Source organism: Chryseobacterium sp. G0201 (assembly GCF_003815655.1).
Classification (GTDB): Bacteria; Bacteroidota; Bacteroidia; order Flavobacteriales; family Weeksellaceae; genus Chryseobacterium.
In genome coordinates this window covers 4,521,482-4,547,563 of record NZ_CP033917.1, presented here as the reverse complement: position 1 = coordinate 4,547,563, position 26,082 = coordinate 4,521,482, and the positions used below count along the sequence as shown (strand labels likewise).

General features: G+C 34.1%; 18 protein-coding genes. 15 read left to right on the top strand and 3 right to left on the bottom strand.

The annotated features are described in order from the left end of the window. Positions 1-3 precede the first annotated feature (3 nt). Together EG348_RS20355 and EG348_RS20350 are read left to right on the top strand one after the other, a co-directional pair. Positions 4-1,062 (top strand): efflux RND transporter periplasmic adaptor subunit, encoded by a 1,059-nt coding sequence (locus EG348_RS20355; RefSeq protein ID WP_123984766.1) that lies wholly within the window; start codon positions 4-6, stop codon positions 1,060-1,062. An 11-nt stretch (positions 1,063-1,073) separates the two neighbouring features. Continuing rightward, complete coding sequence (locus tag EG348_RS20350; protein WP_123984765.1) at positions 1,074-4,181, top strand: efflux RND transporter permease subunit; 3,108 nt, start codon at positions 1,074-1,076, stop codon at positions 4,179-4,181. 442 nt (positions 4,182-4,623) lie between these two features. On the opposite strand, the gene EG348_RS20345 is transcribed toward EG348_RS20350, so the two are convergent. Continuing rightward, on the bottom strand, positions 4,624-5,346 hold the full coding sequence (locus EG348_RS20345; RefSeq protein WP_123984764.1) for a LytR/AlgR family response regulator transcription factor: 723 nt from the start codon (positions 5,344-5,346) through the stop codon (positions 4,624-4,626). Next, positions 5,343-6,461 carry a sensor histidine kinase gene (locus EG348_RS20340; RefSeq protein ID WP_228414795.1) on the bottom strand — a complete coding sequence of 373 codons (1,119 nt, stop codon included), beginning with the start codon at positions 6,459-6,461 and terminating at the stop codon, positions 5,343-5,345. Before EG348_RS20340 ends, EG348_RS20345 begins: the two co-directional genes overlap by 4 nt. 155 nt (positions 6,462-6,616) lie before the next feature. Here EG348_RS20340 and EG348_RS20335 point away from each other — a divergent pair, with 155 nt between their 5' ends. Continuing rightward, on the top strand, positions 6,617-7,066 hold the full coding sequence (locus EG348_RS20335; RefSeq protein ID WP_123984762.1) for a hypothetical protein: 450 nt from the start codon (positions 6,617-6,619) through the stop codon (positions 7,064-7,066). Between the two features lie 3 nt (positions 7,067-7,069). Next, a complete protein-coding gene (locus tag EG348_RS20330; RefSeq protein ID WP_123984761.1) occupies positions 7,070-8,095 on the top strand; it encodes a hypothetical protein in 1,026 nt (341 codons plus the stop codon). Between the two features lie 520 nt (positions 8,096-8,615). Here the strand turns inward: EG348_RS20330 and EG348_RS20325 are convergent. Next, positions 8,616-9,761: a lanthionine synthetase LanC family protein gene (locus EG348_RS20325; RefSeq protein ID WP_123984760.1), complete on the bottom strand. Its 1,146-nt coding sequence runs from the start codon at positions 9,759-9,761 to the stop codon at positions 8,616-8,618. A gap of 96 nt (positions 9,762-9,857) precedes the next feature. On the opposite strand from EG348_RS20325, the gene EG348_RS20320 reads away from it, so the two are divergent. From EG348_RS20320 to EG348_RS20270, 11 genes are all read left to right on the top strand, one after another. Further along, complete coding sequence (locus tag EG348_RS20320; RefSeq protein ID WP_123984759.1) at positions 9,858-10,100, top strand: class I lanthipeptide; 243 nt, start codon at positions 9,858-9,860, stop codon at positions 10,098-10,100. A 97-nt stretch (positions 10,101-10,197) separates the two neighbouring features. Further along, positions 10,198-11,355, top strand: coding sequence for a hypothetical protein (locus EG348_RS20315; RefSeq protein WP_123984758.1), 1,158 nt, complete (start codon positions 10,198-10,200; stop codon positions 11,353-11,355). Continuing rightward, on the top strand, positions 11,355-12,488 hold the full coding sequence (locus EG348_RS20310; protein ID WP_123984757.1) for a lanthionine synthetase LanC family protein: 1,134 nt from the start codon (positions 11,355-11,357) through the stop codon (positions 12,486-12,488). Before EG348_RS20315 ends, EG348_RS20310 begins: the two co-directional genes overlap by 1 nt. 2 nt (positions 12,489-12,490) lie before the next feature. After that, positions 12,491-15,565, top strand: a complete 3,075-nt coding sequence (locus EG348_RS20305; protein WP_123984756.1) for a lantibiotic dehydratase — start codon at positions 12,491-12,493, stop codon at positions 15,563-15,565. 140 nt (positions 15,566-15,705) lie between these two features. Next, complete coding sequence (locus EG348_RS20300; protein WP_164463327.1) at positions 15,706-15,981, top strand: alpha/beta hydrolase family protein; 276 nt, start codon at positions 15,706-15,708, stop codon at positions 15,979-15,981. Between the two features lie 702 nt (positions 15,982-16,683). Next, positions 16,684-20,664 carry a hypothetical protein gene (locus tag EG348_RS20295; protein ID WP_123984754.1) on the top strand — a complete coding sequence of 1,327 codons (3,981 nt, stop codon included), beginning with the start codon at positions 16,684-16,686 and terminating at the stop codon, positions 20,662-20,664. 28 nt (positions 20,665-20,692) lie between these two features. Then, the gene (locus EG348_RS20290) at positions 20,693-21,067 is read left to right on the top strand and encodes a hypothetical protein (RefSeq protein WP_123984753.1); all 375 of its coding nucleotides are present in this window, start codon (positions 20,693-20,695) and stop codon (positions 21,065-21,067) included. After that, positions 21,048-23,570, top strand: a complete 2,523-nt coding sequence (locus EG348_RS20285) for a hypothetical protein (RefSeq protein WP_123984752.1) — start codon at positions 21,048-21,050, stop codon at positions 23,568-23,570. The genes EG348_RS20290 and EG348_RS20285 overlap by 20 nt, the downstream gene beginning before the upstream one ends. A gap of 6 nt (positions 23,571-23,576) precedes the next feature. Next, a complete protein-coding gene (locus EG348_RS20280; protein WP_123984751.1) occupies positions 23,577-23,990 on the top strand; it encodes a hypothetical protein in 414 nt (137 codons plus the stop codon). 330 nt (positions 23,991-24,320) lie between these two features. After that, entirely contained in the window at positions 24,321-24,752 is a 432-nt protein-coding gene (locus EG348_RS20275; RefSeq protein WP_123984750.1) for a hypothetical protein, read from the top strand. Positions 24,753-25,009: 257 nt separating this feature from the next. Beyond that, on the top strand, positions 25,010-25,732 hold the full coding sequence (locus EG348_RS20270; protein ID WP_123984749.1) for a hypothetical protein: 723 nt from the start codon (positions 25,010-25,012) through the stop codon (positions 25,730-25,732). Positions 25,733-26,082 lie beyond the last annotated feature (350 nt).

The following is a 26,082-nucleotide window of genomic DNA, read 5'->3' as shown; positions in this document are numbered from 1 at the left end:
ATTATGAAGAAAAAAATTATAGTCACGCTGGTTTGTGTCGGTATTATCGCTTTTGTTGTTTTTAAGCTGGCCACCAATAAGAAAAAGATCGACGAAAAGAACCAGCCTGCACAGCTGGAAGATGTACGTATTCCTGTAACGGCAATACCGGTATCAGAAGAGGTACAGGATATTGAAATGATCAAGACCGGTATGTTGGCTCCTTTTAAGGAGGCAAAGGTTCTGTCGGTAACAAGCGGAAATATTCAACGGTTGCTGTTCAAACTAGGTGACCAAGTACAACAGGGACAGACACTTGCTGTGATTGACACCCGTCTGCTGGAAATCGACCTTCAGAAAGCGGAATCCAATGTTTCCAAGCTGAAACGTGACCTACAGACATATACATATCTTCTCGAAGGCAGTGCCGCTACACAGGAGAAAGTGAACGATATACGTCAGAGTTATAATGACGCCCAGAATCTTTCCCAACAACTGCGCAGACAGATTACAGATGCTACCATCAAATCGCCGATCAGTGGAATCATAGGCAATAAAGCGGTAGAAGAAGGCATGTATATTACAGCCGGAGGGGAAATAGGTTCAATCGTCAATCTTTCCCAATTAAAGGTAGAAGTATATTTTACGGAGGCAGAAGTGTACCAGATAAAAGTCGGTCAGAAAATCAAGCTCACCACCGATGTCTATCCCGATAAGCCTTTCTATGGCACGATCACCTTTATCAGCCCGCAGGCGAATCAGGCCTACAATTATCAGGTGGAAATAACCGCTAATAACGATAAGCAAACCCCGTTACGCTCTGGAACTTTTGTATATGCCGATTTCTCAAGGACGACGCCTCAGAAGATATTGCTGATTCCCCGTGAAGCATTAAATGGAAGTACGCAGGATGCATCTGTATATATTGCAAAGGATGGAAAAGCTGTACTTCGTCCCATTAAGGCCGGTGCTGAATTTGGAGGAAAAATCCAAGTTACAGAGGGATTGCAGGCAGGCGAACAGGTCATTACATCAGGACAGATCAATCTGAAGGACGGTAAATTAATTAACATTTCAAAATAAAAAGCAGTACCATGTCAATAACCGGAATAGCCATAAAAAGGCCCTTATTGCTTATCGTAATCTTTACGGTACTAGTCATGTTCGGGATACAATCTTACCTGAGCCTGAACTATAACCTGCTTCCGAAGATCGAAGTGCCGACAGTTTCTGTCAGTACACTTTATCCAGGAGCCTCAGCAGCGGAAGTGCAAGCCACGGTAACCAAGAAATTGGAAGATGCTTTTTCATCTGTTGAAGGGCTCGACCAGATCAATTCCACTTCGCAGGAAAGTGTTTCGATCATTACCATATCGTTTAAGAGCGGAACTGACATTGATAAAGCGGAGCGGGATGTTCAGCGCAAGGCCGATCAGGCATTGAACGACCTGCCGGACGATGCAGAACGACCACAGGTAAACAAGGTAAACCTTGAAGAAACTCCGGTGATCAAAGCAGGTATTACGGCAAACATGGCTCCCCGAAACCTGTACGACCTCATGGACAACCAGTTGAGGCCGATCTTACAGAACGTTGCGGGTGTAGGTCAGGTAAACATTATCGGCGGCGATGAGCGTGAGATACAGATCAACATCAACCAGGAGAAACTGTTGGCATACGGTCTTTCCATATCTCAGATCACACAGGCAGTCAACAATGCCAATCTTTCTTTTCCTGCCGGTAGTATAGAAACACAGAACCAGCAGCTTTCCATCCGATATGATGCCAATGTACAATCATTAGACCAGCTGCGTAATCTAATTGTATTCCAGCACCCTAGACAGGGGGTCATCTATCTGAAACATATTGCAGAGGTGGTCGATGCCACGGCAGAAACAACAGCGATCAACCACATCAACGGTATTCCGTCTATCGGTGTGCAGATCATCAAACAGAGCGATGCCAATGCAGTTGATGTTAGTGAACAGGTGAAAAAAGCATTTTCAGATATCGAAGCGCAATACAAAGAGCAGAACCTGAAATTCAATATTTCGTCCGACCAGAGTGTCTATACGCTCAACTCGGCCGATGCGGTCATGTTCGACCTGATGCTGGCCGTGATCATCGTGGGCATCGTGATGCTGGCCTTCCTGCACAGCTTCAGAAGTTCCATGTTCGTATTGGTAGCGCTCCCCGCATCCATCATACCAACATTTATCGCCATGTACATGCTTGGATTTTCGCTCAACCTGATGACGCTGATGGCACTTTCACTTGTAGTGGGCATATTGGTGGATGATTCCATCGTGGTACTGGAAAACATCTACAGGCACATGGAAATGGGATCTGACAAAAGGAAGGCAGCTCTTGAGGGGCGTAACGAGATCGGGTTTACCGCTCTTTCCATTACACTGGTGGATGTCGTGGTATTCCTCCCATTGGCACTGGCAGGAGGTATGATCGGTTCCATCCTCCGTGAGTTCTCCCTTGTGGTCGTGATCTCGACCCTGATGAGCCTCTTTGTTTCCTTTACTGTCACTCCTTTGCTGGCAAGCCGTTTTGGCAAACTTGAACATTTGAGCAACGGTACCTTATGGGGAAGGATCAATCTTGGTTTTGAAAATTTCATCGATGACATCAAAAAAGACTACGAGAGACTCTTGGAAAAGGTGCTCCGCAAGAAAAGATGGCTTTTATCCGGCACTATATTACTTATCATCGGATCTATCGCCCTGGTTCCAACAGGGTTTATCGGAGCAGCATTTATCCCCAAAACGGATCAGAGCGACCTTATACTGAACATGGAACTGGAGCCTACGGCAACCATCTATAAGACCAATATGCTCGTACAACAGGCGGAAACACTGCTGATGGAACAGCCTGAGGTGGAAAAGGTATTTTCCAGCATCGGTTTTGTCAGCGGAAGTGTATCGGGAACCAGCAGTAATGCCAATCTTGCCGAGCTGACATTGACTTTGGTGGATAAGAAAAAGCGTGGTATGTCTTCCGAAGAATTTGGGACCTATATCCAGAATAAGCTGAGCGGAGCGATCACCGGTGTCAAGTTCACGGCATCATCCACCTCCATTACCGGGAATGTCAGCAGTGCACCCATACAGATCGCCATTAAAGGTGTTGACCTGAAAGATGTCCGTCAGGTAGCGGAAGCTTACCAGAAGGTTGTAGAAGCAGTACCCGGAACACAGTTTGTCAAACTTTCCGTGAAGAACAGGAAACCGGAGGTGGACATCAAACTGAACAGGGAAAAGATGAGCCTGTTGGGACTGAATGCCAGTATGGTCGGGGCGACACTACAGAATTCATTTAGCGGAAGTGATCAAAGCCAGTTCAAACAGGATGGTAATGAATACGACATCAGGGTGAGCCTGGATAAATTTAACCGTTCGGATATCAAAAATATAAGAGACCTGCCTTTTGTAAATTCCGAATGGCAAAGCATATTGTTAAGCCAGTTTGCAGATGTAAGCGAGGCGCTTGGGGAAACTACCTTACAGCGGATCGACCGTCTGGGTTCCATCACTGTACAGGCAAATGTGACTGGACGTCCTACCGGTACTGTTAGCGATGAGATGAAGGAAAAAGCCGCATCTGTTAAACTTCCCAACGGTATCAGTGTAGAGTATCTCGGCGATTCCAAGAACCAGGGAGATGCCTTTGGAAGTTTGGGATTAGCATTGGTCACGGCCATTGTTTTGGTTTACTTGATCATGGTAGCACTGTACGAAAATGCAGTCTATCCCTTCGTCGTATTGTTCTCCATACCGGTAGCACTGGTGGGTGCATTTCTGATCTTAGCACTGACGATGGAAACCCTTAACATCTTTACTATTATCGGGATGATCATGCTTCTGGGTCTGGTTTCAAAAAATGCGATCCTGATCGTGGATTTCACCAATCACCTGAAAGCGGAAGGGCGTCCTGTCAAAGAGGCTTTGGTCGAAGCTGGAAAGGAAAGGCTCCGACCTATCTTAATGACCACTTTGGCAATGATCTTCGGGATGCTTCCCATTGCTATCGCAAGCGGTGCGGCTTCTGAGATCAAGAACGGCATGGCATGGGTGATCATTGGGGGCTTGACGAGTTCTATGATCTTGACTTTATTTGTCGTGCCCAGCATGTATCTAATTATTGATAATCTACTGCAGAAACTGTTAAAGAAAAATGATAAGATACCTGAATAGATAGTGTGAAAAATCTCAATATCACAATGCCTAAGTCTGCAATTGATTTATATCCTTATATCCGGCAATCTCAACTAAAACTATGGATTGCCGGATATATATATCATTTATCATGATGAATATTGAAAAAGAAAGGACAACATTTATAAAAATCAGGGGTTTCAAAATAGCTCGGGCAAAAACTGACAGACTGTAAAGTTGAAAAGGATTAATACCGTAAAGATTTAAACTGATTGTCCAAAATCTATAGAAAAGAGGTGCAAGTTCTTCTTATAGAAATTTAATTGTTAATTATCATCGATATTCATTTCGGTACAGACATTGACAAGTTAATTGAATTAAAATTTTAGCAGTTGGTCTTAAATCTGAGAAATTTTGGATCAAAGTAAAATTTTAAACCTAACTATTTGCTTTCAATTCAATATTAAAAACTATTGTCTGATCACTCAAGATTGAGCGATCCTCCCGAATAAATCCTGAAAAAATCCTTTTTATACACTTCACCCAACGGCACTTCATTTTCGCCGACGTAGACATTGTGATGATCAAATGAATCAATGAAATTGAGATTGATAACATACGACTTGCTGACCCTAAAAAAAGTATTATTAGGGATTTTCTGATGTATGGTCTTGAGGTTCATGGCTGTGATCAGTTTCTGGTTTCCGGTATATATCACCACATAGTCCTTTAAACCCTCAATATATTTGATGTCAGCAAAATTGATCTTGAAAAACTTCCGTTCAGATTTTATGATCATAAAATCTCCGGTATTTGATTCTATCGTATTCTTTTCAGTTTCAGCGGAAAGCAATTTTTTGTAAGTTACAGCCTTATTGATGGCTTTTTGGACACGGAATTTGTCAATCGGTTTTAATAGATAGTCAATAGCATCCAGCTCATAGCTTTCCAAAGCGTACTTAGGATAGGCTGTAGTAAAGATAACGAGCGTATCTTCGGATAGCTGGGATGCAAATTCCAATCCTGTTACCATAGGCATCTCGATATCCAGAAAGATAAGATCTACACTATTGATCTTTAAAAACTTTAGTGCTGCCGGAGCATTAGAAAATGAACCGATTATTTCAAGATCGGAAACGTCATTGATCAATGCCTGCATTTCCTGTCTTGCCAAAGGTTCGTCGTCTACTATAATACATTTCATAATGGAATAGTTAATTTGATTTCATATTGACTTTCTGAAGAATATATGTCAAGTGTATGGTTATGACCATACAAAAGTTCAAGACGTCTTTTTATATTTCCCAAGCCTAATCCGCTACTTTTCTCACTGGCAGAAGGTACATAATTTGAATCTTTTGAATTGATACAGCAGAAGTGCAGGAAATTGTCTTTCACATCTATTTTTACATGCACAAAGGATTCCTCATCATTTATATTCACACTGTGCTTAACAGCATTTTCAACAAAAGTGGTAAAAAGATTTGGTGGAAGGAATATGCTTTTAATGATACTGCAATCGGTGTCACTGCTGAGTTTTACCGACAGATTATCTCTCCTAATGGTCTCAAGATCCAGGAAATTAGATAGAAAATTAATTTCGGACTTTAAAAGGGTACGTTCTTCATTATTTTCGTAGAGTTGGTATCTAAGAAATTCCGAAAGTTTAACGATCACCATTCCCGCTTTATCCGGATCCGTCCTTATAAGAGATTTGATACCGTTAAGTGTATTAAACAAAAAGTGTGGGTTCATCTGGTTTCTAAGTTCATTTAATTCCATTTTGAAATTGATCCTGTCCAGCTCATTGATCCGCTGATTATCCTTCATCCAACGTTGAAATAACTTGATCATGGTCGTGACAAGGATTATAGGGATAAGGATCACGATCGATTCGTAAAATCCTCGGCCTTCACTGTCACGATGTGGATCAAAAGTGCCTTTGTTGGGAAAAAATACATCCAGGACGGTTGAAATGGCATTTAATGAAAGTATGACCAATAAGATCAGTAGAGCAAAATAGATCACATAGCGCCCCTTAAAGAAAAATACAGGAACCAGAAAATTGATATTGATATAACACATCAGCACCAAGGGAACATAGATGAGTAATACCTTCAGGAACCGGAAGGAACCGCGATACTGCGTTACATCCTTGGAGTAGGACAAAATGGCAAGAATACCAAGTAGCAGTATCGCATGGCGCAGTAATCTGAATTTATCTTCTGTTATAAACCGTATAGCTTTGGTGTTCTGTACCTCCAATGTCTTGTAACTCATATCCCTGATCGATTTCTTCAGCAAAGATAAAATATACATAGACTCAAAAATTAGAAATTATACAAACCATAGGTTCTTTTATACTAAACAGTTTATATATGGTATTTTGTATAAAATATAGGTCGGTTGGTATAAAAAAGAAAATTGAGCTCATTATTATTATTTCCTTTGTCCTGTTCGTAATAGAGAAGGCTATGAATTTATTGGATATGCTGCAAGAATATACCACACATATAATGGATGATCCCTGCTTATCAGGAAAACAACAGGAGGAAAAGATCATTCAGGTTTTTGACCTGTGCCATTTTGTTGAAATTTACAAGCAGTCACTAAGAATCATTGATTTTGAGGATGAAATCAATATCATCGAAGATGATGGAGCCCGTAAAGGAATCTATTTCTGTGATCTGCTTTATAACTCTAGCCATCCTTTTGAGCGTTCTCTTTACAGTCAAGCATTTCTAAAAAGTTTAAAGAGACAGTCCGATTTAAGCGAATTATGGTTTGTCGTTGTGGAAGAAAATTTTATTTCGGAGAATATGAACGATAGCAAGGCATTTATAAAAAAATATAATGTGGAAGAACTATATGACAGGATCTTCTATTTTAATTATTCACGATCAATAATAAAAAAAATAAATTAAATTATGGAAATCATTAAAAAAGGAATTTGGATCCTAGCACCATTGTTTTTCTCTGCTGAGGGTTTTGCCCAGCAGCTAGACACTCTTAAATTAAAGAAAGATACCACGAATGTTCCCAGACGTACGGTGGCATACGCAGCTGATAAGATTGCGATTGCCCGTCCGCTCAATATAGAATTCTCTCTCCCGACACCCTACAATTTCACAGCAAAACAAGGAGATACTCCATTACGTGACGGCAAAGTGAATGACTTTACCCAGCTGAAGGTCAGTGCCAATGTTAATTTTCTTAAAAAGAAAACTTGGATGCTAGGAGCGACCGCGGGATATCGATTTATCAGTGCAGAATCAAATATGTTCGAACCTCTTACTAATAACCCCACCGTAATTAAAGAAGAGTTTCACTATCTGTTTTCGTCCTTGAACTTTTCCTATTTTTCCACACTTTTTAACAAACGGACCATTTACAGTTCCAGTGTCATCGTAGAGGGCAGCGACCAGCATTTTGAACGTGTCAAAGGTTTTCTATCCGGGGTCATGGTGTTGAAAGGCACGGCAAAGACCAAGATGAGCGTAGGTCTGGCGGTCAATATAGATCCGACAGCGCAGCTACCGGTCATTCCGATCTTTACCTATGAACACCGATTTGATAATGGTCTTATAGCAGATGTCACGCTCCCTAAGAGTGTATATTTGCGTAAATATCTTTTCATGAACACAGGCAGGGTGTCATTGGGAGCCGAAATGGACCAGACCACTTTTTATGTCTATAAAATAGATAGCAGTAACCCGGATCAACGATTCCAATATAGACAACTTGATATCAACTCGGGTATTATTTACGAACATGCGATCGGTGACTTTATTATTACCGGAAAAACGGGCGTAAAGTTGACGCCTTCAGGAAGGTTATTCAGAAAAGAGGATAATTTTGATGATGCTGTCTTTGAAATAAAACCTGATCCCGTATTCTATTTTAATATTGGTGTTTCATTCAATCCGTTCACGTTCCTTAAAAAAAATAAATAGTCCGATCATATCGCATGGACTGCGCACAGATAATAACAATTGGTTCATAAAGATTTTTATCAAAGAGTTATTCTGAGATTTTTGACCTACGGAACATAAATTTTCAGAATAACTTCTCACTTTCACAGTCTGTAACTATTTTTCATAGTCTCATTAGGGATTCTTTTATATTATTATTATTATTATTATTATTATTTACAATAATATAAGCTACGAACTTTCAGAGTAATAATATGACGATTACTTTAGGTACAAAAGAAAGCTGAAAATTTACCATTTTCGTCCGATCTGCGTATTGAGGAACATTTAGACTTTAATATTAATTAATATAAGTTTCTAGGAAAAATTGATATTGAAAAGCATACAACTAAAAAATTCTAAAGTTAATCTCAAAAACTATGAAATCCTAATTTATGTGTGATAGCTATGGCATTTTCTAAGATAAAATATTGTTAATTATATCTTCTCTATTATTAAAATAGTAAAAATAGTGGCTAAACTTATTTATATTATTAATTGTTTATCCAATTAATAATATATTTGACCATGAGTTTTTATTATTATTCATTAGAAAGATTCCAATTCCTGCAATTCCCTGTAATAAACCAAAATTGTTAATAGTTCCCGTACCACGTACATATCCAAAACAACAATCTTTATTGGATTCATCATAAAATTCAAGAGTTTTGTTTTTCCAATAATGATAGGCTTCATATGCCTTTTTATTTTTGCTAATTTGATAATTTTTTTGGTACATTAAAGCAATCCCGGAAGTTCCATGACAAATAGAGGCATCTAAAACTGAGCCTTCTTTTAAGTTAATTCGATTACTTGATTTTAAGGTAATTTGTATACCTATTTGCTTCAATTTTTCATCAAAAATATTATTACCTATTTGATAAATAATGTTTCCAATACCTAAATCACCATAACACCAACCTAGTCTGGAATTGCAGCTATATGGTTTCTCAATGTCAATCTTATCAGGAAAAATAGATAAAGAATTTGAAAAATTTCCAAAGGATAAGAAATCAAAAACAGTTTTTTTAATAATTTCAATATCACTTCTATTTTTACAGATTACGGATAGAAGATATAATATTGAGATAAAGCCATGCGCGACTCCAAAATCATAAATATTTTCATGTTTATCATCCTTTGATCTCCAGAATAGTTTTTCCCTTTTAGAAAAAATAGTTTGTATAAGATTGCTGAGATTATTAGGGTAATCAGAAATACCATATTTCACCTTATCAAATATTATGGGCATCATAACCCCGATAGCTCCATAAAGAAAATCGTAATTGTCCTCTTCAAAATAATCAATAGCAATATCAATTAAAGTTTCATTAAAATCATTTATCTCAATGAAATCCAAACTAAAATATTTTGAATTTGAGAGAAATTTTTGGGAGCATAATATACCAGGAATTCCCTCGGCATATGTAAAGTCTAAATTGTTGTCTTCAAAATCAGAATAAATTTTATCTATATAATCTGTGATTTTTTTAGTGGGTATTTTTTTTAAATAATCTTTATTAAATCTAACTATCTGTTCTAAAAATATTAATTCAGAACATACGCCATTAACTAATCCAGTAGTTTTGTGTTTATTTTCTATAATATTTTGAAAAATATGATTAATAATTTTATCTATTACTTGCATGTTTTACGAAATTTGTTATTTTTGTAAACGCAAGATAAAACCTTGCAAGGTAAATCCAAACCTTACAAGAAAATAATTTAAAAATTTTTAAAAACTATGAAAAAAATCACATTTTCAAACAAGAAAGTACAATTAAACAAGCAAAAAATTTCAGTTCTTCATAAAGAGCAAATGAGTAAACTTGCTGGTGGTCTAGTTAATCCAGGAGAAGGTTTAGATCCTAGTTTAGATCCGGATACAGGGATTAATGCTAGTAAGAAGTATCCAGAACTTTGCCCTCCTCCAAAAAGTGATAGATTATGCGGAGGATCATGCTCGCCTGCATTAAGCGGTTGGTAATCTAGAGTTCTTTTCTGAGCTAAAGACAAATTAAATAACTCAAAAGGCAAGCTGTTTGTAGAAATGGCTTGCCTTTTTTATTAATAATTACCAAATTATGAAACTTAATAAAATATTTTTATTTTCAATTTTTATTTTTTTAAATCTTAAGTCACAACATATATATAATAATATTGACAATAAAGATAATTTAAATATTGTTCCTCATAAAGAGATTATTTTGGATGCTGTAAATGATCTTTTTACGATTAAAAACAATCCGAATGATCTTTTTAAACAATTTGATTCTCAATCACAGAAAAGATGGGGAAGAAGTGAATTGGTGGGGACAATTTATAAGTCTGGCTGGTTAAGAGATAATTCTGAATATTTTAAACCTACAGTTTTAGGAATTATAGATCTAATACCATCTGAAAAATATTATATAAAACTAGCATTGATTTCGAATGATCATCCGCAAGGTAATTCTATTCAGGTAATTTATAATCTAATTGCTAATTATGACAGTAAAAATAAAAAAGTAAACTTTAGCAAATTTACCGATTGGTATATAAGAGATTGGTATTCGGAACAAGTAGGAAATATTTTATATTATAAAAGAAATAAAAAAACTTTTTCAGAACAACAAGCTCACAACCTAGATGAATTTAATAAAGAGCTATCTGAAAAATTTGGTATTCCAGTAAAAAAAATTACTTATTTTTCATGTGTAGACGCTTTTGATGTATATCATCTCAAAGGATTTGATTATGCCCCAAATATGTTTTTTGCGCGACATGGTGGCTTAGTGAGCTATGGGGGGGAAGGATCGTATGAACATATTATTTATTCAGCAAATGATAACGAATTTTATCCACATGAGTTGTCTCATTTTTATATTGATGAATTTAGTAATAATGATACGTCACGCCTTGCATCTGAAGGAATAGCTACCTATCTCGGAGGAAGCGGGAAACCAGGATTAACTTATCAACATCATTTATCTGTACTAAACAATTTTGTAAAGCAAAATAATATAAAAATAAACGATATGTTTATTGAAAGCAAAATGAAAATGATTGATTCAGATGTATCAACATTATATTCAATTGGTGCCCTTGTAGCAAAAATAATTTATGAAAGAAACGGAATAAATGGTTGGAAAGAGTTTTTATTACTTAAAGAAAGTTCTTTGCATAAAGGAATTTCAGAAATTTTGAATGTAAAAGAATCTGACCTAAATGCTTTAATATTAAGTGAACTAAATAAATTTTAATGTTTTCAATATCTAATTTACCTGACTCATTTTTTACAACTCCCTCAATAGGTTATAAATTTGGAAAATCTGGATTTTTACTAATGAATTCGTTGTTATATAAGAATACACAATTACCGATATATTTTGATAATATTGAGATAATTTTAACTAACATTTTTGAACAAATTGAAACAGGCTACTACGGAGAAAGAAATTTTGAAGAATTAAGTGACTTCTTACGAATTTTATATTTCATTGAAAAAAACGGTATTCTTGATCGGGATACTTTAGTATCAATCTCTGATAAGCTTATCGAAGAGATTGATTTTTATTTTTCGGATTATCTCAAGTATGGTAATGACTTTCATTTTTGTAGAGGAATTTTGGTATTTGCCAATCTTTTCTGCGAAACACCTTCTTTTATTAAAAATTATGAAAATGAACTTCTTAAAATTGTAGAATTTTTAGATAGAATAGCGATTAGGAAAGATAATTATACTTATTGGGTTAATGCCAATCTACAATTTGAGAATAAAATTTTTAATAATAGTATTTATGGTAATCTTAGTATTTGTAAGTTTTTGTATTCCATACACGAAATTTCCCCTTTATCCATTTCTTTACTTGAAGAATGTTTAGATTTTATATTAAGTCAATTAGATTATTCCAAGAAGGGCCTTTCAATTTTTGCTGAACCCCATACGACGACTCAAAACAAGCGAACTGAAAAGCCTATGTTACAATGGATTGATGGAAGTTTTAATATAATGTACTCTTTAATTGTACATTTGGGAGATATTCTACCCAAGCTAGAATATGATTTTATTCTAAAAAATTTAATTTTAGTTTCTAAATTATCTGAAGATAATGTTGATTGTACTAAAATTAGTTTAGGTTATGGCAGTACTGGAGTTTATATGATGTTTCAAAATCTTTTTGAAAAAACTGGTATGCAAGATTTCAAAGAAGCCTCTAGATATTGGTTTAATTTATCAGTAGAGAGGTTACATTCTAAAGAAAAATCATTCTCACAATATAATGACGAAGTTCGTTTGACTAGTTTTATTTCTGGATATTCAGGTGCATATATTTGCAAAAATCTTTATGAATCTGGAGAAACTTCTTTAATTAATAACTTGATATATTTATAAAAATGCCCTTTAATATTGATAAAATTTTATTTAGAACTCATCTTATTCCATTTAACAAGTATTCAAAAGAAGAATATGATAATGCTTTTTTTAGAAAAGCTTTATATGTTTCATCTAAAAACTTTTATACAGAGTTATTGGCGATTGATCAAAAGTCAGATAAGGATAAACATAAACTTTTAAAATCATTAAGGAAATTTTGGGCACGATCTACTTCCCGCTGTACTCCTTTTGGATTATTTGCAGGAACTGCTCTCGTAAAATTAGAGGATAATAATTTGTCTAATATGATTTGCATTGGTAGTACAGAAAAACATAATCAAGCTATAAGACTCGATGCAGGTGTGTTTAAAGAGCTTATAAATCATATCTTGTATAACGATGAAGCTTTTAGATATGTACAATTTTTTTTAAATAATAGTGTTTATGAGACAGGGGCTACTTATCGATATGTTGAGTATAATGAGGCTGTTTTACCATCTCAGTTCGAATTAGTTTCTCTGGATAAGACCGATATTCTCAGTAAAGTTGTTGAAAAGTCTAAATTGGGGATATCTTTCTCAGAGCTAGTAGACTTAATAAAGCATACTGAAGAATTAGATTATGAAGAATCTGTTGAGTTCGCAATGAGCTTGATAACATCAGGTTTTTTAATTTCAGAGTTGGATCCTACTATAACAGGAGCTTCTATGTTAGATACATTGATTAGTCATATTCAAAAATATCCAGACTTATCAATTACATACCAAAACCTTGTCAAAGTAAAAAGTCTTTTAGAAAATAATAAAAATACACTAGATTTTGAGGTTATTGAGAGAGAAATTAAACGTTATTTAAATATGAATTTATCATATCCTCTTCTACAGGTCGATACATTTCTAAAAGTTGAAAGTAATTCATCCCTTGATAAGAAAATTATTTCTACAGTTCTAAGTCAGGTGCAGTCTCTTAAAGTGTTAGGGCGAAATATTGATCAAAATGAAATAGATGATTTTAAAAGAAGATTCATCAATAGATATGGTGATGAGGAAGTTCCATTAAGTATTGCACTAGATCCAGAGATAGGAATAGGTTTTGGAATTAATAAAAATATAGAAAGTGACTTAATTGATGGACTGATGTTAGGAGGTAAATCTTACGACAATCCTGAACCATATTATTTTGATTTTATCTCAGAGTTTATTACTAATAAATATATTGATTTTATTGAAAATAATCATACCCATATAGAAATAACAGAAAATGACATAGAGCTATTAAAAAAGAAATCAAATTTTCATACAAAGGAATTAACGAAATCAATATTTGGTAGTCTTTATATTAATTCAAATGATTTTAGTTTTGAATTAAAAGCAATTGGAGGAACCTCTTCAACCTATACATTATCGAGGTTTGCAAACGGGGATAAAGCAATTGAGGAATATACAAAGAGTCTATATAATTATGAGAACAGGTATGATGATGATTTTGTAGTTGCTGAGATAGTTCATTTTCCCGAAGATAGAGCTGTAGGTAATATTATTCAAAGACCAATATTATCAAAATATGAAATACCCTATGTAAGTAAGTCCGGCACAATACAAGAGAATCAGTTAGACATCAATGATTTAATGATTTCAATTGTTTCTAATAAAATACGTATTAAAAGTAAAAAATTATCAAAATTTGTCCTTCCCAAATTAACAACAGCACACAGTTATAGATATAATAGTTTACCTATCTATCGATTTTTGTCAGAAATACAGCAACAGGAAAATCTAAACTTTGGAATTTGGGACTGGAGCATGTTTAAGCATAAAAAATACCTACCTAGAGTCCAATATAAGAATTTAATTCTTAAAAAAGCGCGATGGATTTTAGACTATGACATTATATTTAGTAAAAATAATGATACACCTACAAATGAAATATTAAGATCATATTTGGACGAAAAAAATATTCCTGATGAATTTTTTATAGAACAAGGTGAAGAGGAGATTTTTATTAATACTAAGTATGCAATTGGGAATAACTTATTATTAGATTTTTTAGATAAGTATAAAAAAATTACTATTACTGAGAATTTACTAAATAATAATAACTCAATTATAAAAGACCTGAACGGAAATTATTATTCTAATGAGATAGTAATACCATTTTTTGAAAAAAAAGGAAACATACAAGACATTAATATACCCAAAGAAATAGATGTTGAGAGCTCATACAACCAACCCTTTGTGCCACAAAGTGAGTGGATATATTTTAAAATCTATGGCGGAAATTTAACTTTAGACAATTTATTGGGTTCCAAAATCGGAGAATATGTAAATAAACTAATAAAAAACGGAGAAGTTGAAAAATTCTTTTTTATACGTTACAAAGATACAGAAGACCATTTGCGTTTAAGATTCTTTAATTCAAAAGGAAATAACAAGCATATTTTTGATTCTTTCCAGCAGCTACTCCAACAAGATGTTGAGAAAGGACTTATCCATAATATAGTTATAGATTCTTATAGAAGAGAGATAAATAGATATAATAAAAAATTTATAAATAAGGTAGAGACTTTATTTTTTGCTGATAGTATAGCTGTAATTGATATCATAAGCATATTGAAGCAGGTTGAAGATAGTCAAAAATATAGAGTTTTATTCGCATTGAGAGGAATTGATTTTATATTAAATGATTTTAAACTTAATATTGAAGAAAAGAAAGAATTTGTGGAAATATTAACAACTGCTTTTTTAAAGGAATTTGGGGACTCAAAAGTTTTGAAAAAACAGCTTAATTCTAAATATAGAATCTATCAATCTGATATTTTTTCTCACATGAATGGAGAAAATGATACATTAAATAATATAGATGAAGTAATAGAAATTTTTAAACTAAGAAGCACCAGCAATAGTTTTATTAGTGAACTTTTAACTGACATTGATTTTCAAAAAGGCAAATTTCAGTATATTTCAAGTTATATACATATGTTTGTCAATAGAATGATAATGAGTGATCAAAGAAAAAATGAACTTGTTTTATATTATTTTCTCTCTAAATTTTATACCTCTTTAATTGCTATTGATAAAATTAGTAATAAGCAGTAATTTAATATACGCGTTGTGCATTTTAAAATATGCTTGATTTTAAATTGTTAATGTTTTTATTTAAATATTTTTTATTAATGAATTCTAATTGAAATTCTCAAAAAACGATCGGTTATGTAGATCAAGTTTCCGCACCCATATTGTTATGGGCAGGAAAGAAAGATGAAAATATTTTCTGGGAACAGGCTCAGGAGTTTTATATAGGATTAAAGCGAAATCAAAAAGATGCAGTCGCATTGTTCTACACTAAAGGAGATCATTCGTTAAGCATGAGTACGGAAGAAAAAGAGGATCTACACAAACGGTCAGCAGAGTGGCTGGACTATTTTCTGAAAGATCAGATAGATGTAGAATGGATTGACAAGCAAATGAAGGATGAATTAATTCCAGATAGAAAATCTTCAACAGATAGATAGAGCAAACATAAGTTCACAATAATAGTATTTTATAAAATATAATTTTTTATAGGTCATTTTTTACGACTATAAAAATGATTTCTAACACATGTTATAATTTTAAAGGATTTAAAGTGCCTATTTTAAAATCAGAACGTTCTTTTTATCTTTACTCAAATTAATATACATTGGAAATGTCGAAAAAAATAGAGTTTAAGAATCGTATAGAAAGAATAGTGAATATATTTTTTTTATGTAAAGAATCAATAACACTTACTTGGGTTCAGTAGACGAAAAGTAAAAAAACAGAGTTAAGAATAAAATCTATTAAAAGTGATTATTTTAATAGATAAAATAAGAATTCATAGTTTTTCTACACAGTAATTCTGAAATCACATAAAAAATGCATCTGCTTTAAACTTCTAAAATTAAAGGCAGTAAAAACTTATTTATATTACTAAAGCTGTTTCAAGCTAATTGTCAGGATCTCAAAATTTCTTCAAAAAAATTTTAATAAAATTATAATACGTCAAGTTCTGTCGCTTCCGGTATTGATATTTGCATTATAGAAAAACACACATAATGAAAGTCAAGATTAGATTCTAGGGTGGATATCTTTTGCCAGACACCACATAAAAAAATAAGGCTAAAACCTGAAAGTACTCTCATAAAAAGATCTTTCAAATCTTAACCTAAAAAACCAAACAAATTTACAAAAAAAAAATGGAAGCAATTAATCAAAATAATAGCTCACAAACATTATTCAGGTTCGCAACAATGCGAAATGCCGAATTATCCGATCCTAAAAACAAAGAAAGAAGATTTATCTTCAGAGACTATGATACCCAAAAAGGTTTAATTGATAAAAGAGTCGAACTGGGAGAGTCATTACAGAAAGTTTGCGAAAATCCTACAGGATTAATTATAGAAACCGAGCAGACCTTAAAAGAGAAAGATCCTGCCTTTTACGAACTAGCTGTTTGGGTGGCAAGAAATAAAGCATCAGCGACAAAAACTGAATTTGATAAAAAGATTGTTGAATACAAAGCATTACAGCAAGATATCTCAATTGATTCTGAAATTTGGAGCAATCTAGTCTATCAGGTAGTAACCCAGAAAGATTTTTATGCAAAGGAAACTTTAATGCAATTTTTACACCTGAATCATATTTTATTAAATTATGATGGTGTTACACAGGAGCAGTACGAGGATGTTGTAAAAGCAAAAGTAGTTCTTCCGAAAGAGCTTTTCAAAGTGGGAACAGGATCATCTTCAAGTGGAACTGTTTCAAAAGCAGAAACTATTACTCCAAGTATTCCGTTTAGTGAAGGAACATTGAAGTCTGCAGAAGCTACAATCAATCTTAAGGGAAATCAAGATTTGACTGTTGCATTAGAAAAATTGGAAAAAGCTTATCATAAAGAGTATGGTGGTGCTTATGCTGCTGCCCATGAAAAATATCTGGAAGAGGTAAGGCCAGCTCAGGCAGAGTATGACAACCTTGTAAAGGAACAGGAATACCAGAAAGAAATCTTCCTTGCGGCAGACAATAAGGAAGGACTTTCTAATTTAAAATATATTCCAGTTCCTAAAGTTGCTGAATTTAAGTTTGACTTCCGCCCGGAAATTCAGACTGAAGAATTATTAAGAAATTTAGGACAGGAAAATTTAGGCGCCTTAAGCAGAATATTTGGAACTTCTGATGCTTCTGCGGCATTAAGCGGGGTGTCTACTTTTACAGAACTCTTTCAGGCAATCGACCAAAACAGTCAATTATTACAAAATACCATTGTAAATAATACAGTTCTCAGCCCACAGGTTTCTACAACTGTAGGAGGTGTTGTAGTTCCTGTTACGAATACATTAACCAATAATACGGTTATTCCTTTTACTGCCAAAACACTTTATATAACCACGGCGGTAGGTCACGCCATACTTCTTGCAACTGATATTAATGACCCAAAACATATTGTAAGCGGAAATTATCAGCTTAAAGATTATAATCAACAGGTAATAGGCAGTGCTTCTTTGGCATATACTTTTGATGCTCCTAATGTGACTTCTTTATTTAATAATAGTGTGGATCGCATTCCAAAAGCTGTTTTGGAAAAATATGAAGTTGTAGTGTTGGAAGGAGAAGTTACTCTTAATGACGGGCTTGTGTATATGATGCAGGCAACATTAATTGTTACAGGTACCTTTCATAACGAACCTCAATTTACAGGACCGGGGACATTTACGTTAAAAGATAAAAGGCCGGACAACCCTACAGATCCAACAGATCCGGAAATTCCTGCCAATCCAAACGATATATTTATTCCTTCAGGATTTGGAATGAAAAACATTGGAGTTGCTGATTACCGAAAAGTAGAGCAAAGTACGTATTGCTATGTGGAAGGAGATGTTGCACACATCGAAAACATCATGGCAAGGGAGTATAAGGAAAGATCTACCCGAAGATTAAAACGCAGTGAATCTCAGGTTACAAAATCTACAGAGTCTGAAAAGGAAAAACTGACAGATACTACTTCTACGGAGAGAAACGAAATGCAAAGTGAAGTTTCGAGAATCCTTCAGGAATCCAAAGATTTTGCAGCACAGGCCGGATTTAGCGCATCATGGGGATCAGGAAGCGGCGTTTCTCCAAAATTTATGCTTAATACGGCTGCCAACTATGCTACTCATAATTCTAGGGAGGAAAGCAATAGACAAGCTGTTACTGAAGCCAAAGATGTTACGGCTAGAGCTTTGGACAGAATCATTACCAAAGTAAAAGAAGAACGTATTGATAAAATTCTGGAAGAATATGAAGAAAACAACAAGCATGGCTTTGATAATACAAAAGGAAGCAGCCATGTTGTAGGTGTTTACCGTTGGGTAGATAAGGTGGTAAAAAACCAGATCTTCAACTACGGAAAACGTATGATGTTTGAATTCATGGTTCCGGAACCTGCTAAATTACATTCATTGGGAATGAAAATAAGCAATAATGCTGAAAACCAATTAGTAAAACCAATTGACCCAAGAGAAGCTCCTTCGATGCAGATCAAAGACTGGAGTGCACTTACAGATTCAACAAAGTTGAAATACTGGCTGGGATATTATAATGTGGAAGTAGATGAGAAGCTGGAGCCTGTAGTGTATGTAGGAAAATCAATTGACTATTCTTCTACAGAATCAAAACAGGCATCTTCAAAATCAGATTTAATTGCAATTCCTGAACATTATATTACCGAATCTTATGTGGTAAGAAGCAGTAATTCCTTCCCGGGTTATAATGGCTGGGGAAATGGAGCAAGTTTACTCGTAGGAGGAGATAGCTCTGCCAATGCATTCTTAAAATTCGTAAGAGAAGTTCCGATTACTATTGCTACCACCAATGCCCATTATTTTCATGCCACGGTTAACATTAAATGCGTCTTGCAGGAAGAATATAAAAACGGATGGATGCAGAAAGCCTTTAATAAGATCATGGAAGCTTACAACATTGAATTGGCTGCATATGAAGCCGCTTTGGCAGATGCAAAAGCAGTAGGTGTTCAGATCAAAGGTTCAAATCCTGGATTCTACAGAAAAATAGAAAATACGATCTTAAGAAGAAACTGTATCTCATATATGCTGAATCAGAATCCAAATGCATTACTGACTTTCGGTAAAAAGAGATATTATACCAATGACAATGCTGGGACCGAAACATTTACGAATGCAGATATTTTAGTCAACCACGAACTTGATCAGTACTCAGCGTTCATCAAATTCATGGAACAGGCATTTGAATGGGAGATCATGAGCTATAATTTCTATTCTTATTATTGGGGAGAAAGAAAATCATGGGCAGATCTATATCAGTTTGATGATAATGATCCTATATTCAGAGCATTTATGCAGTCCGGTATGGCAAGAGTTATTGTTACAGTAAGACCGGGATTCGAAGAAGCGGTAAGACATTTTCTTTCTACCGGACAGATCTGGAACGGAGGTGAAGTTCCTGTGATTGATGACGAATTATTTTTATCCCTTGTGGATGAAATGCGCTCACCAAAAGCCACAAAAGAAGGCGAACCATGGAGAGAAAAAATTCCTACTTCCCTTACTATTCTTCAGGCTGATTCTATTGGTTTGAAAGTAGAAAAAGCTTTGCCTTGTAACTGTGAGCCAGGAGTGAAGTTTGACGATAATCTTGGTGAACTGTGTGGAAGTAACTTCGAACTGAATGACAGTCAGATTGGTCAAACCAGTGACAATTGGATTGAAATTAGTTTTGATCATATGGATTGGTATAAAACTGTTGGGGAAATGGATACAGAACACGTTTTTCCAAGAACTTATAAATGTTTAGAAAATACCATTCCCGTTGATAGAGATGCATCTTGGTTGGGTAATCAATCATCAACAGTATTTTATAAAACGTTGGCTGATGAGATCTCTCTGATTGAAGGAGTGGAAGCATTACCTACCGGAAACAATGGAGTTACTTTTAAAGTCAATATAAGTAAAATCAAAACTTTCACTTTTACAAAACCGGGCGATGATGATGGACATGATACATTAAAGTTCTCGGTTGATTTGGACGCTTCAACGCTAAAAATTATTACTCCGGAATTCGATAAGTATGGAAGAAAGAGAATCCTGGACAAAAACGGACAGATTATTCCTCAAACCGAGTACTTGGATAAAATTCCTTTAAGCAAATTCTTATTATAATCTTTAATCTAAAAATCTAATTTCAAAAATGAGCCAGGTAAAACCTGAGGCTATCTGGCAGCACGATCAAGTGCTGCCTTATATCCTCACGAGTCTTAAGGACAAGATTAGTGAGATTACTGCTGTAGAAAAGATTATACTTTTCGGAAGCAGAGGAAGGGTTCCTTTCGAAAAATGGAATGAGTTGGAAGGAAAAGATTGGGATGTACTCATACAAGCAAGATGTAAGCTGAAAAACGCCCATGTTCTGGTAGATAAAAATTATCATTTGGATCTTTTGGTGTTGGATGAAAACCAAATAAAACAATTTTGCCATAATAAGACCACTAAAGAACTTTTTCCGGTTAATGAGCTGGAATTATTAATAAATCAAGAAAAACACAATGGAAACACTGGAAATTAGGGAACTCATAAGTCAGGACTGGCGCACAGATGATTATATAAGAAAACAGTTGCTTTGTGATAAACTAAGATATGGTAATGATCTCCAAAGGCATTTTATTTTGGATTATAATATTGCTGATTACGATGGAATTGCTGAAGAAAAGTATATAAAAGATGAAAAGGAAAACATAATAAAGCTGAAAACTTACCTTAATAAAAATGTTGAGCTGGTAGATCTGTCACAAAAGCAATGTGAAATAGATTTTGATATTGATGCTTCTAAGGAAGAAATATCCTGTAAGCTGAAATATTTTTATCACAGAGATGCTGATAAAGAGGAATTGAGAAGAAAAAAAGCCCTTATACTGGAAACCTTTTCTTATGAAGAGTTCAGGAATCTGGTAATGTATGTAGGCTACGATGACTTTGAAAACTATGTGGAGTATAAAAATTATTTTATCGAAGCTTTTAAGGTGCAATTTCTTAAAGCAAAAACCGCCGAGGAGCTAAAATTTCTCTACACCAATACCCCTGAATTTGTAATTAAAGGAATGGTTCTCGCTAATGAAACCATATTTGGGCATTTACTTGCCTTAACAAAATTGGATGATACAGGAAAATTCAGTGGATGGTCAGATGGGAGCTGTGCATTGGTCAATGTATTGAAAGCTTTTTCCGATCATATTTTTTTGTTGGATAAATTTAAGGATAACCCTGAGCTTTGTAACAGAATTTATTTCAATTTAGACGGGGTAAGTGAGATGAAGGGAGGGATAAAATCCAACCGGATCATCTTTGCCACTATTCTGATGGAATATTGTCTATTTTCTCCCAATCGCCCAACAGTTGGATCTCCCACTTTCAGAATAGGAAAAGATTTTAAAGTAAATACCAATGTAATGGAGCTTTCGGGACCTATTCTTGGTTTGGGGCAATCGGATGAAAGAACTTTTTTCCTGCAACAACAAAAAGAAGTACTTCAGACTGCTAAAGTTATCCCTAAGGAAGGAGACCCAAATGCAGTAGAACTGGCAACAGAAGATTTAGAGGAAGGAAAACAATATTTTCCGCTCGAAATGGTCTATTTTGTAGATGAAAACAAATCCGGAGTCAGAAATGAAGAAACGGGACAGGAAGAAGGCACTATTGTAATGATGGTTCCGGCTATCTATGTAAAAGCCCTGGCTGATGCAGAGAACTGGGAAGATATTAATGACACTATCAGGATTGTAGCAGATATGGTAGGTATTGTGCTTGGTATTGGAACTTTGGCATTATCAGGAAATCCATATGTATTATTGGCTGCTGCTGCAGATCTTAGTTTAGCATTACCCGATCTTACAATTCAGGTATTGAGAGAAGAAATCGCGAAACTGGATGGTGGAGAAGAATTTTTAAGACAATGGGATCTTATTTATAATACCGGAGGAGCTATTATAGCGGCACCGCAACTTGTTGTTGGATTTTACCGTGCCTGTTTAAGTATAATGAAATTACCACAAACGGTAGAAAAAGTAAGACAGGGATTGCGGGCAATGGCAATTTCCGTATTTTTGGATTTGAATAGCGGAGTTTTCCAAAGGAAAGATCTTCGTTTGTTTCAGCCAACAGAGTGGGTAATCCCAAGCGCAGGGTTCTTTTCAAAAACTTCAGAATGTGATGCTTTGGTGCAGAATGGGGCTTTTTTTATGGAGCTGGATGCAGCTGCTATCATGGAAAGCATCAACAAAGGAAATGGTATTAATCCTGATGTAATTGGGACTATAAATTCAAATCGGAGGTTTGCATTAATTTATAAAGGAGAAATTGTTGCACAAGGTAGTCGTTATGATAAAGCTTATCAAAAAGTTTTAATGAACTTAAAAAAGGTAAGCTATAGTCCTGAGGAAGTCGGAAAATATTTAGAATCACTGTTTAACCGAAGAAGGGTTGTTTCTGTAGAAGATGTGTCACTTTTAGGAAAAGCACCGGAAAAAGGTGTGAAAATGTCATTGAATTTGTTCGATGAATTTGGCAACAATATAGGACAACTTGTTAGATCACCTAATAAAAATGAACTTTATTATAAATTAATATTTAGAGGTAAAGAAATTGATATTAAAAGTATGATTAAACTTTTGGATGATAAATATAGGTTAAGAGGTTTGCCAATAGAAGAAGGGGAACATTTACTATATGGTGATCTTAATATTCCGAAGGAAGTTACAACCAAATATGCTGCATTGGGACAGATCATCTATGAGGATGGATTAAAATATTTCTTAAATGCTAAAAAGTATGGCAAAGTAGATGGAACTGTAAGCGTTTGGATACAAGCAGATATTTATACCGATTATGGAGGACAATCTATAAACTTAGACCAATTTTGGAAAGCAAGAGATGCTGGAATGAGCATAGAGCAGGCTGCTTTTTCAACCTTTGCCGGTAAGCAAGCCAAGAAATTTGGATTTACCAAAGTACGAAGTAATATTAAAGATAATTTTGTGGAAAGAGAAAGAGTGCAAATTAATTTTTTAAAATAAAAAGATATGATACATATTACAAATACAATTAGGTTTAATCAATCTTTTGATGATTTTACAAGAAATCCAAAAAACAGATATAGGACATTTGGAATCGAAGATGATGTTGTTCCTAAAAGAATATTGAAAAGAATAGGGAAGAAAGAGTTCAAAGATGAACCTTTAACAAAAGAGGAATCGTTAGAATTAAAGCAGCATTTAGAAAATAAAATCAAAGAATTGGTATCTACGAGGGTTCCTGAACCAGATGTAAGAACAAAAATTGATTTTTTGGGAGAAATCATAGGTATAAATTTCACTCCTTTTGGTAAGAATCATCAGGATAATTGGATAAGTATGTTTTTTAGTGCGTACAAAATTTGTGAAGAATGTCTCGAAGAACATAAACCATTATATCTCAGTATATCCGAACACGATTAGTGAAAATTTGAAAGGCTGCTTTACGTAGCCTTTTTTGATTTTAAAGCAAAGTTTATTTCATATTTTAATGCTAAAAAATATGGTAAAGTAGATGGAACGGTAAGCTTTTGGATAAAGGCAGATATCTATGTCGATTATGGAGGATAATCAATTAAGTTAACTAAGTTTTGGGAATCTAGAGCTGCTGGAAAAAGTATTGAAGAAGCTGCATTATCAACATTTACAGGATCTAAAATGAAAGCAAAAGGATTCGGGAAAGTAAGGTATAATATGCCAGAAAATGTAATTGAAGAAAACGAAGTAATTATTAATTTTTTTAAAAAATAAAATATGCAAATGATATTAATTTCAAATACGATTAGATTTAATCAATCTTTTGAAGATTTTACTCAAAATTTTAAAAATAAATATTCCGCGTTTGGAATGGAGGATGCTTTTATTATTCCTAAAGATGTACTTTCAAGAATAGGAAAAGGAAAGTTCAAAGACGAAGCTTTATCAAAATATGAATCTGAAGAAATGAAGTCTATTTTAGAAGCTAAAATTTCGGAACTCTTAATTCAAAGAGAGACCTATAAAAAAGGAGAAGGAGTCTATTCTATCAATTTTTTAGGAGAAGAAATCGAAATAGACCCACGTCCTACTGGTCATAATGATAATGATCATTTGATTTGGAAACTCTACAAATTGATTGGAATTATAGATTCTTGTTTACAAGAAAATAGGCCTGTACATTTAAGTATTACAGATGACAATAATTAATATTTCGGCTCCTAGGAGCCGTTTTTAGTTTTACAAATAATTTTTTTCATAAATTAAATAATATTAGAAATTTGGTAGTCTTTTAAAACGTTCGTTAAATTGTTGCGGATCTGCTACCCAGGATCTTCTGCAGCTCCACTTTTAACGAACTAAATTAAACTAATAAAAGTTTATTAAAACGATAATAAACCAAACGGGCTTTTAATCTTCCATGTACTTTTCCCTCATCTTCGGTTAATTTATTTACAAAAATAGTTTTGCCCTTACATAAGACTTATATTAAGAAGAATAAATTTGAGATTGCTAATATTGTAAAGCAGAATTCCCATTTAATAGATAAGCAGACATTACAAAATGATGATAATAAATTAGAATTATTACATACTGTAAATGGTAAGGTAAATGAATTATTGTCTTTATGGAATGAAGATAATTGTCCCTTATTAATTGAGGTACTAGAAAAAATTCAAGAAACCAATTTGTTCAAAATTCCATCTGTACTAAAAGTAGTTTTGAAAAGAGCTGATGTTGATTCAGATTTTGAGATTGAAGACGACGAAACATCGGAAGATGATGACGTTTTAAAAGCTTGGGAAGAATCATTGAAAGCAAATTTTACTGAAATTATAAGGTATAATGAATATGTCAACGAAGAGTCAAAATTTGGAACACATCAAGGTGTCAAAGGATTAGAGTTTGAACGTGTTATGGTTATTATTGATGATGAAGAGTCCAAAGGCTTTATGTTTAGCTATGATAAATTATTTGGTTTAAAGCCACTAACCTCTACTGATAAAAAAAATCTAGATGAGGGTAAAGAAACTGGAATAGATAGAACGATGCGATTATTTTATGTAGCCTGTAGTAGAGCTAAAGAAAGCTTAGCAATAGTTGGTTATACAGATTTACCAGAAGAATTGAAAAAAAATGTCATTAATAACGGATGGTTTGGAGAGGAGGAATTAGAAATTATTTTATAAAAGAATATTTATAATGTGCATACTTAAGCATCCTATATTAGATTTGAAATTCTTCTCAGGTTAAAATTTAATATAATTACCGTTATCGGCCTAAATTATAGCTTAGTATTATTTTTAATATTTTAATTTTTTTCAATAAAAAGGTATTCTACAGAGTTGTATTTATATGTTAAGCTTTCAAAAATAGTCTCGGATAGAATTTGTTTTTGATAATCATTATAGTGATGATAGTTGAGCAAGTTTATTCAAGTCTTCTACAAAAGTGTTCGGAAAATGCACCGCTGAGGTCACTCTAAGGGAAAAGTCACTTTTATTAGTGATTTTTCCCTTTTTTTATTTTGTAATTCATT

What these genes read in the sequence shown, in the direction of transcription:
- EG348_RS20320 (WP_123984759.1), top strand. Translation starts at nt 9,858, where the DNA reads ATGAAAAAAATCACATTTTCAAACAAGAAAGTACAATTAAACAAGCAA.
- EG348_RS20275 (WP_123984750.1), top strand. Translation starts at nt 24,321, where the DNA reads ATGCAAATGATATTAATTTCAAATACGATTAGATTTAATCAATCTTTT.
- EG348_RS20355 (WP_123984766.1), top strand. Translation starts at nt 4, where the DNA reads ATGAAGAAAAAAATTATAGTCACGCTGGTTTGTGTCGGTATTATCGCT.
- EG348_RS20340 (WP_228414795.1), bottom strand. Translation starts at nt 6,461, where the DNA reads ATGTATATTTTATCTTTGCTGAAGAAATCGATCAGGGATATGAGTTAC.
- EG348_RS20325 (WP_123984760.1), bottom strand. Translation starts at nt 9,761, where the DNA reads ATGCAAGTAATAGATAAAATTATTAATCATATTTTTCAAAATATTATA.
- EG348_RS20285 (WP_123984752.1), top strand. Translation starts at nt 21,048, where the DNA reads ATGGAAACACTGGAAATTAGGGAACTCATAAGTCAGGACTGGCGCACA.
- EG348_RS20290 (WP_123984753.1), top strand. Translation starts at nt 20,693, where the DNA reads ATGAGCCAGGTAAAACCTGAGGCTATCTGGCAGCACGATCAAGTGCTG.
- EG348_RS20310 (WP_123984757.1), top strand. Translation starts at nt 11,355, where the DNA reads ATGTTTTCAATATCTAATTTACCTGACTCATTTTTTACAACTCCCTCA.
- EG348_RS20280 (WP_123984751.1), top strand. Translation starts at nt 23,577, where the DNA reads ATGATACATATTACAAATACAATTAGGTTTAATCAATCTTTTGATGAT.
- EG348_RS20350 (WP_123984765.1), top strand. Translation starts at nt 1,074, where the DNA reads ATGTCAATAACCGGAATAGCCATAAAAAGGCCCTTATTGCTTATCGTA.
- EG348_RS20315 (WP_123984758.1), top strand. Translation starts at nt 10,198, where the DNA reads ATGAAACTTAATAAAATATTTTTATTTTCAATTTTTATTTTTTTAAAT.
- EG348_RS20330 (WP_123984761.1), top strand. Translation starts at nt 7,070, where the DNA reads ATGGAAATCATTAAAAAAGGAATTTGGATCCTAGCACCATTGTTTTTC.
- EG348_RS20295 (WP_123984754.1), top strand. Translation starts at nt 16,684, where the DNA reads ATGGAAGCAATTAATCAAAATAATAGCTCACAAACATTATTCAGGTTC.
- EG348_RS20335 (WP_123984762.1), top strand. Translation starts at nt 6,617, where the DNA reads ATGAATTTATTGGATATGCTGCAAGAATATACCACACATATAATGGAT.
- EG348_RS20305 (WP_123984756.1), top strand. Translation starts at nt 12,491, where the DNA reads ATGCCCTTTAATATTGATAAAATTTTATTTAGAACTCATCTTATTCCA.
- EG348_RS20345 (WP_123984764.1), bottom strand. Translation starts at nt 5,346, where the DNA reads ATGAAATGTATTATAGTAGACGACGAACCTTTGGCAAGACAGGAAATG.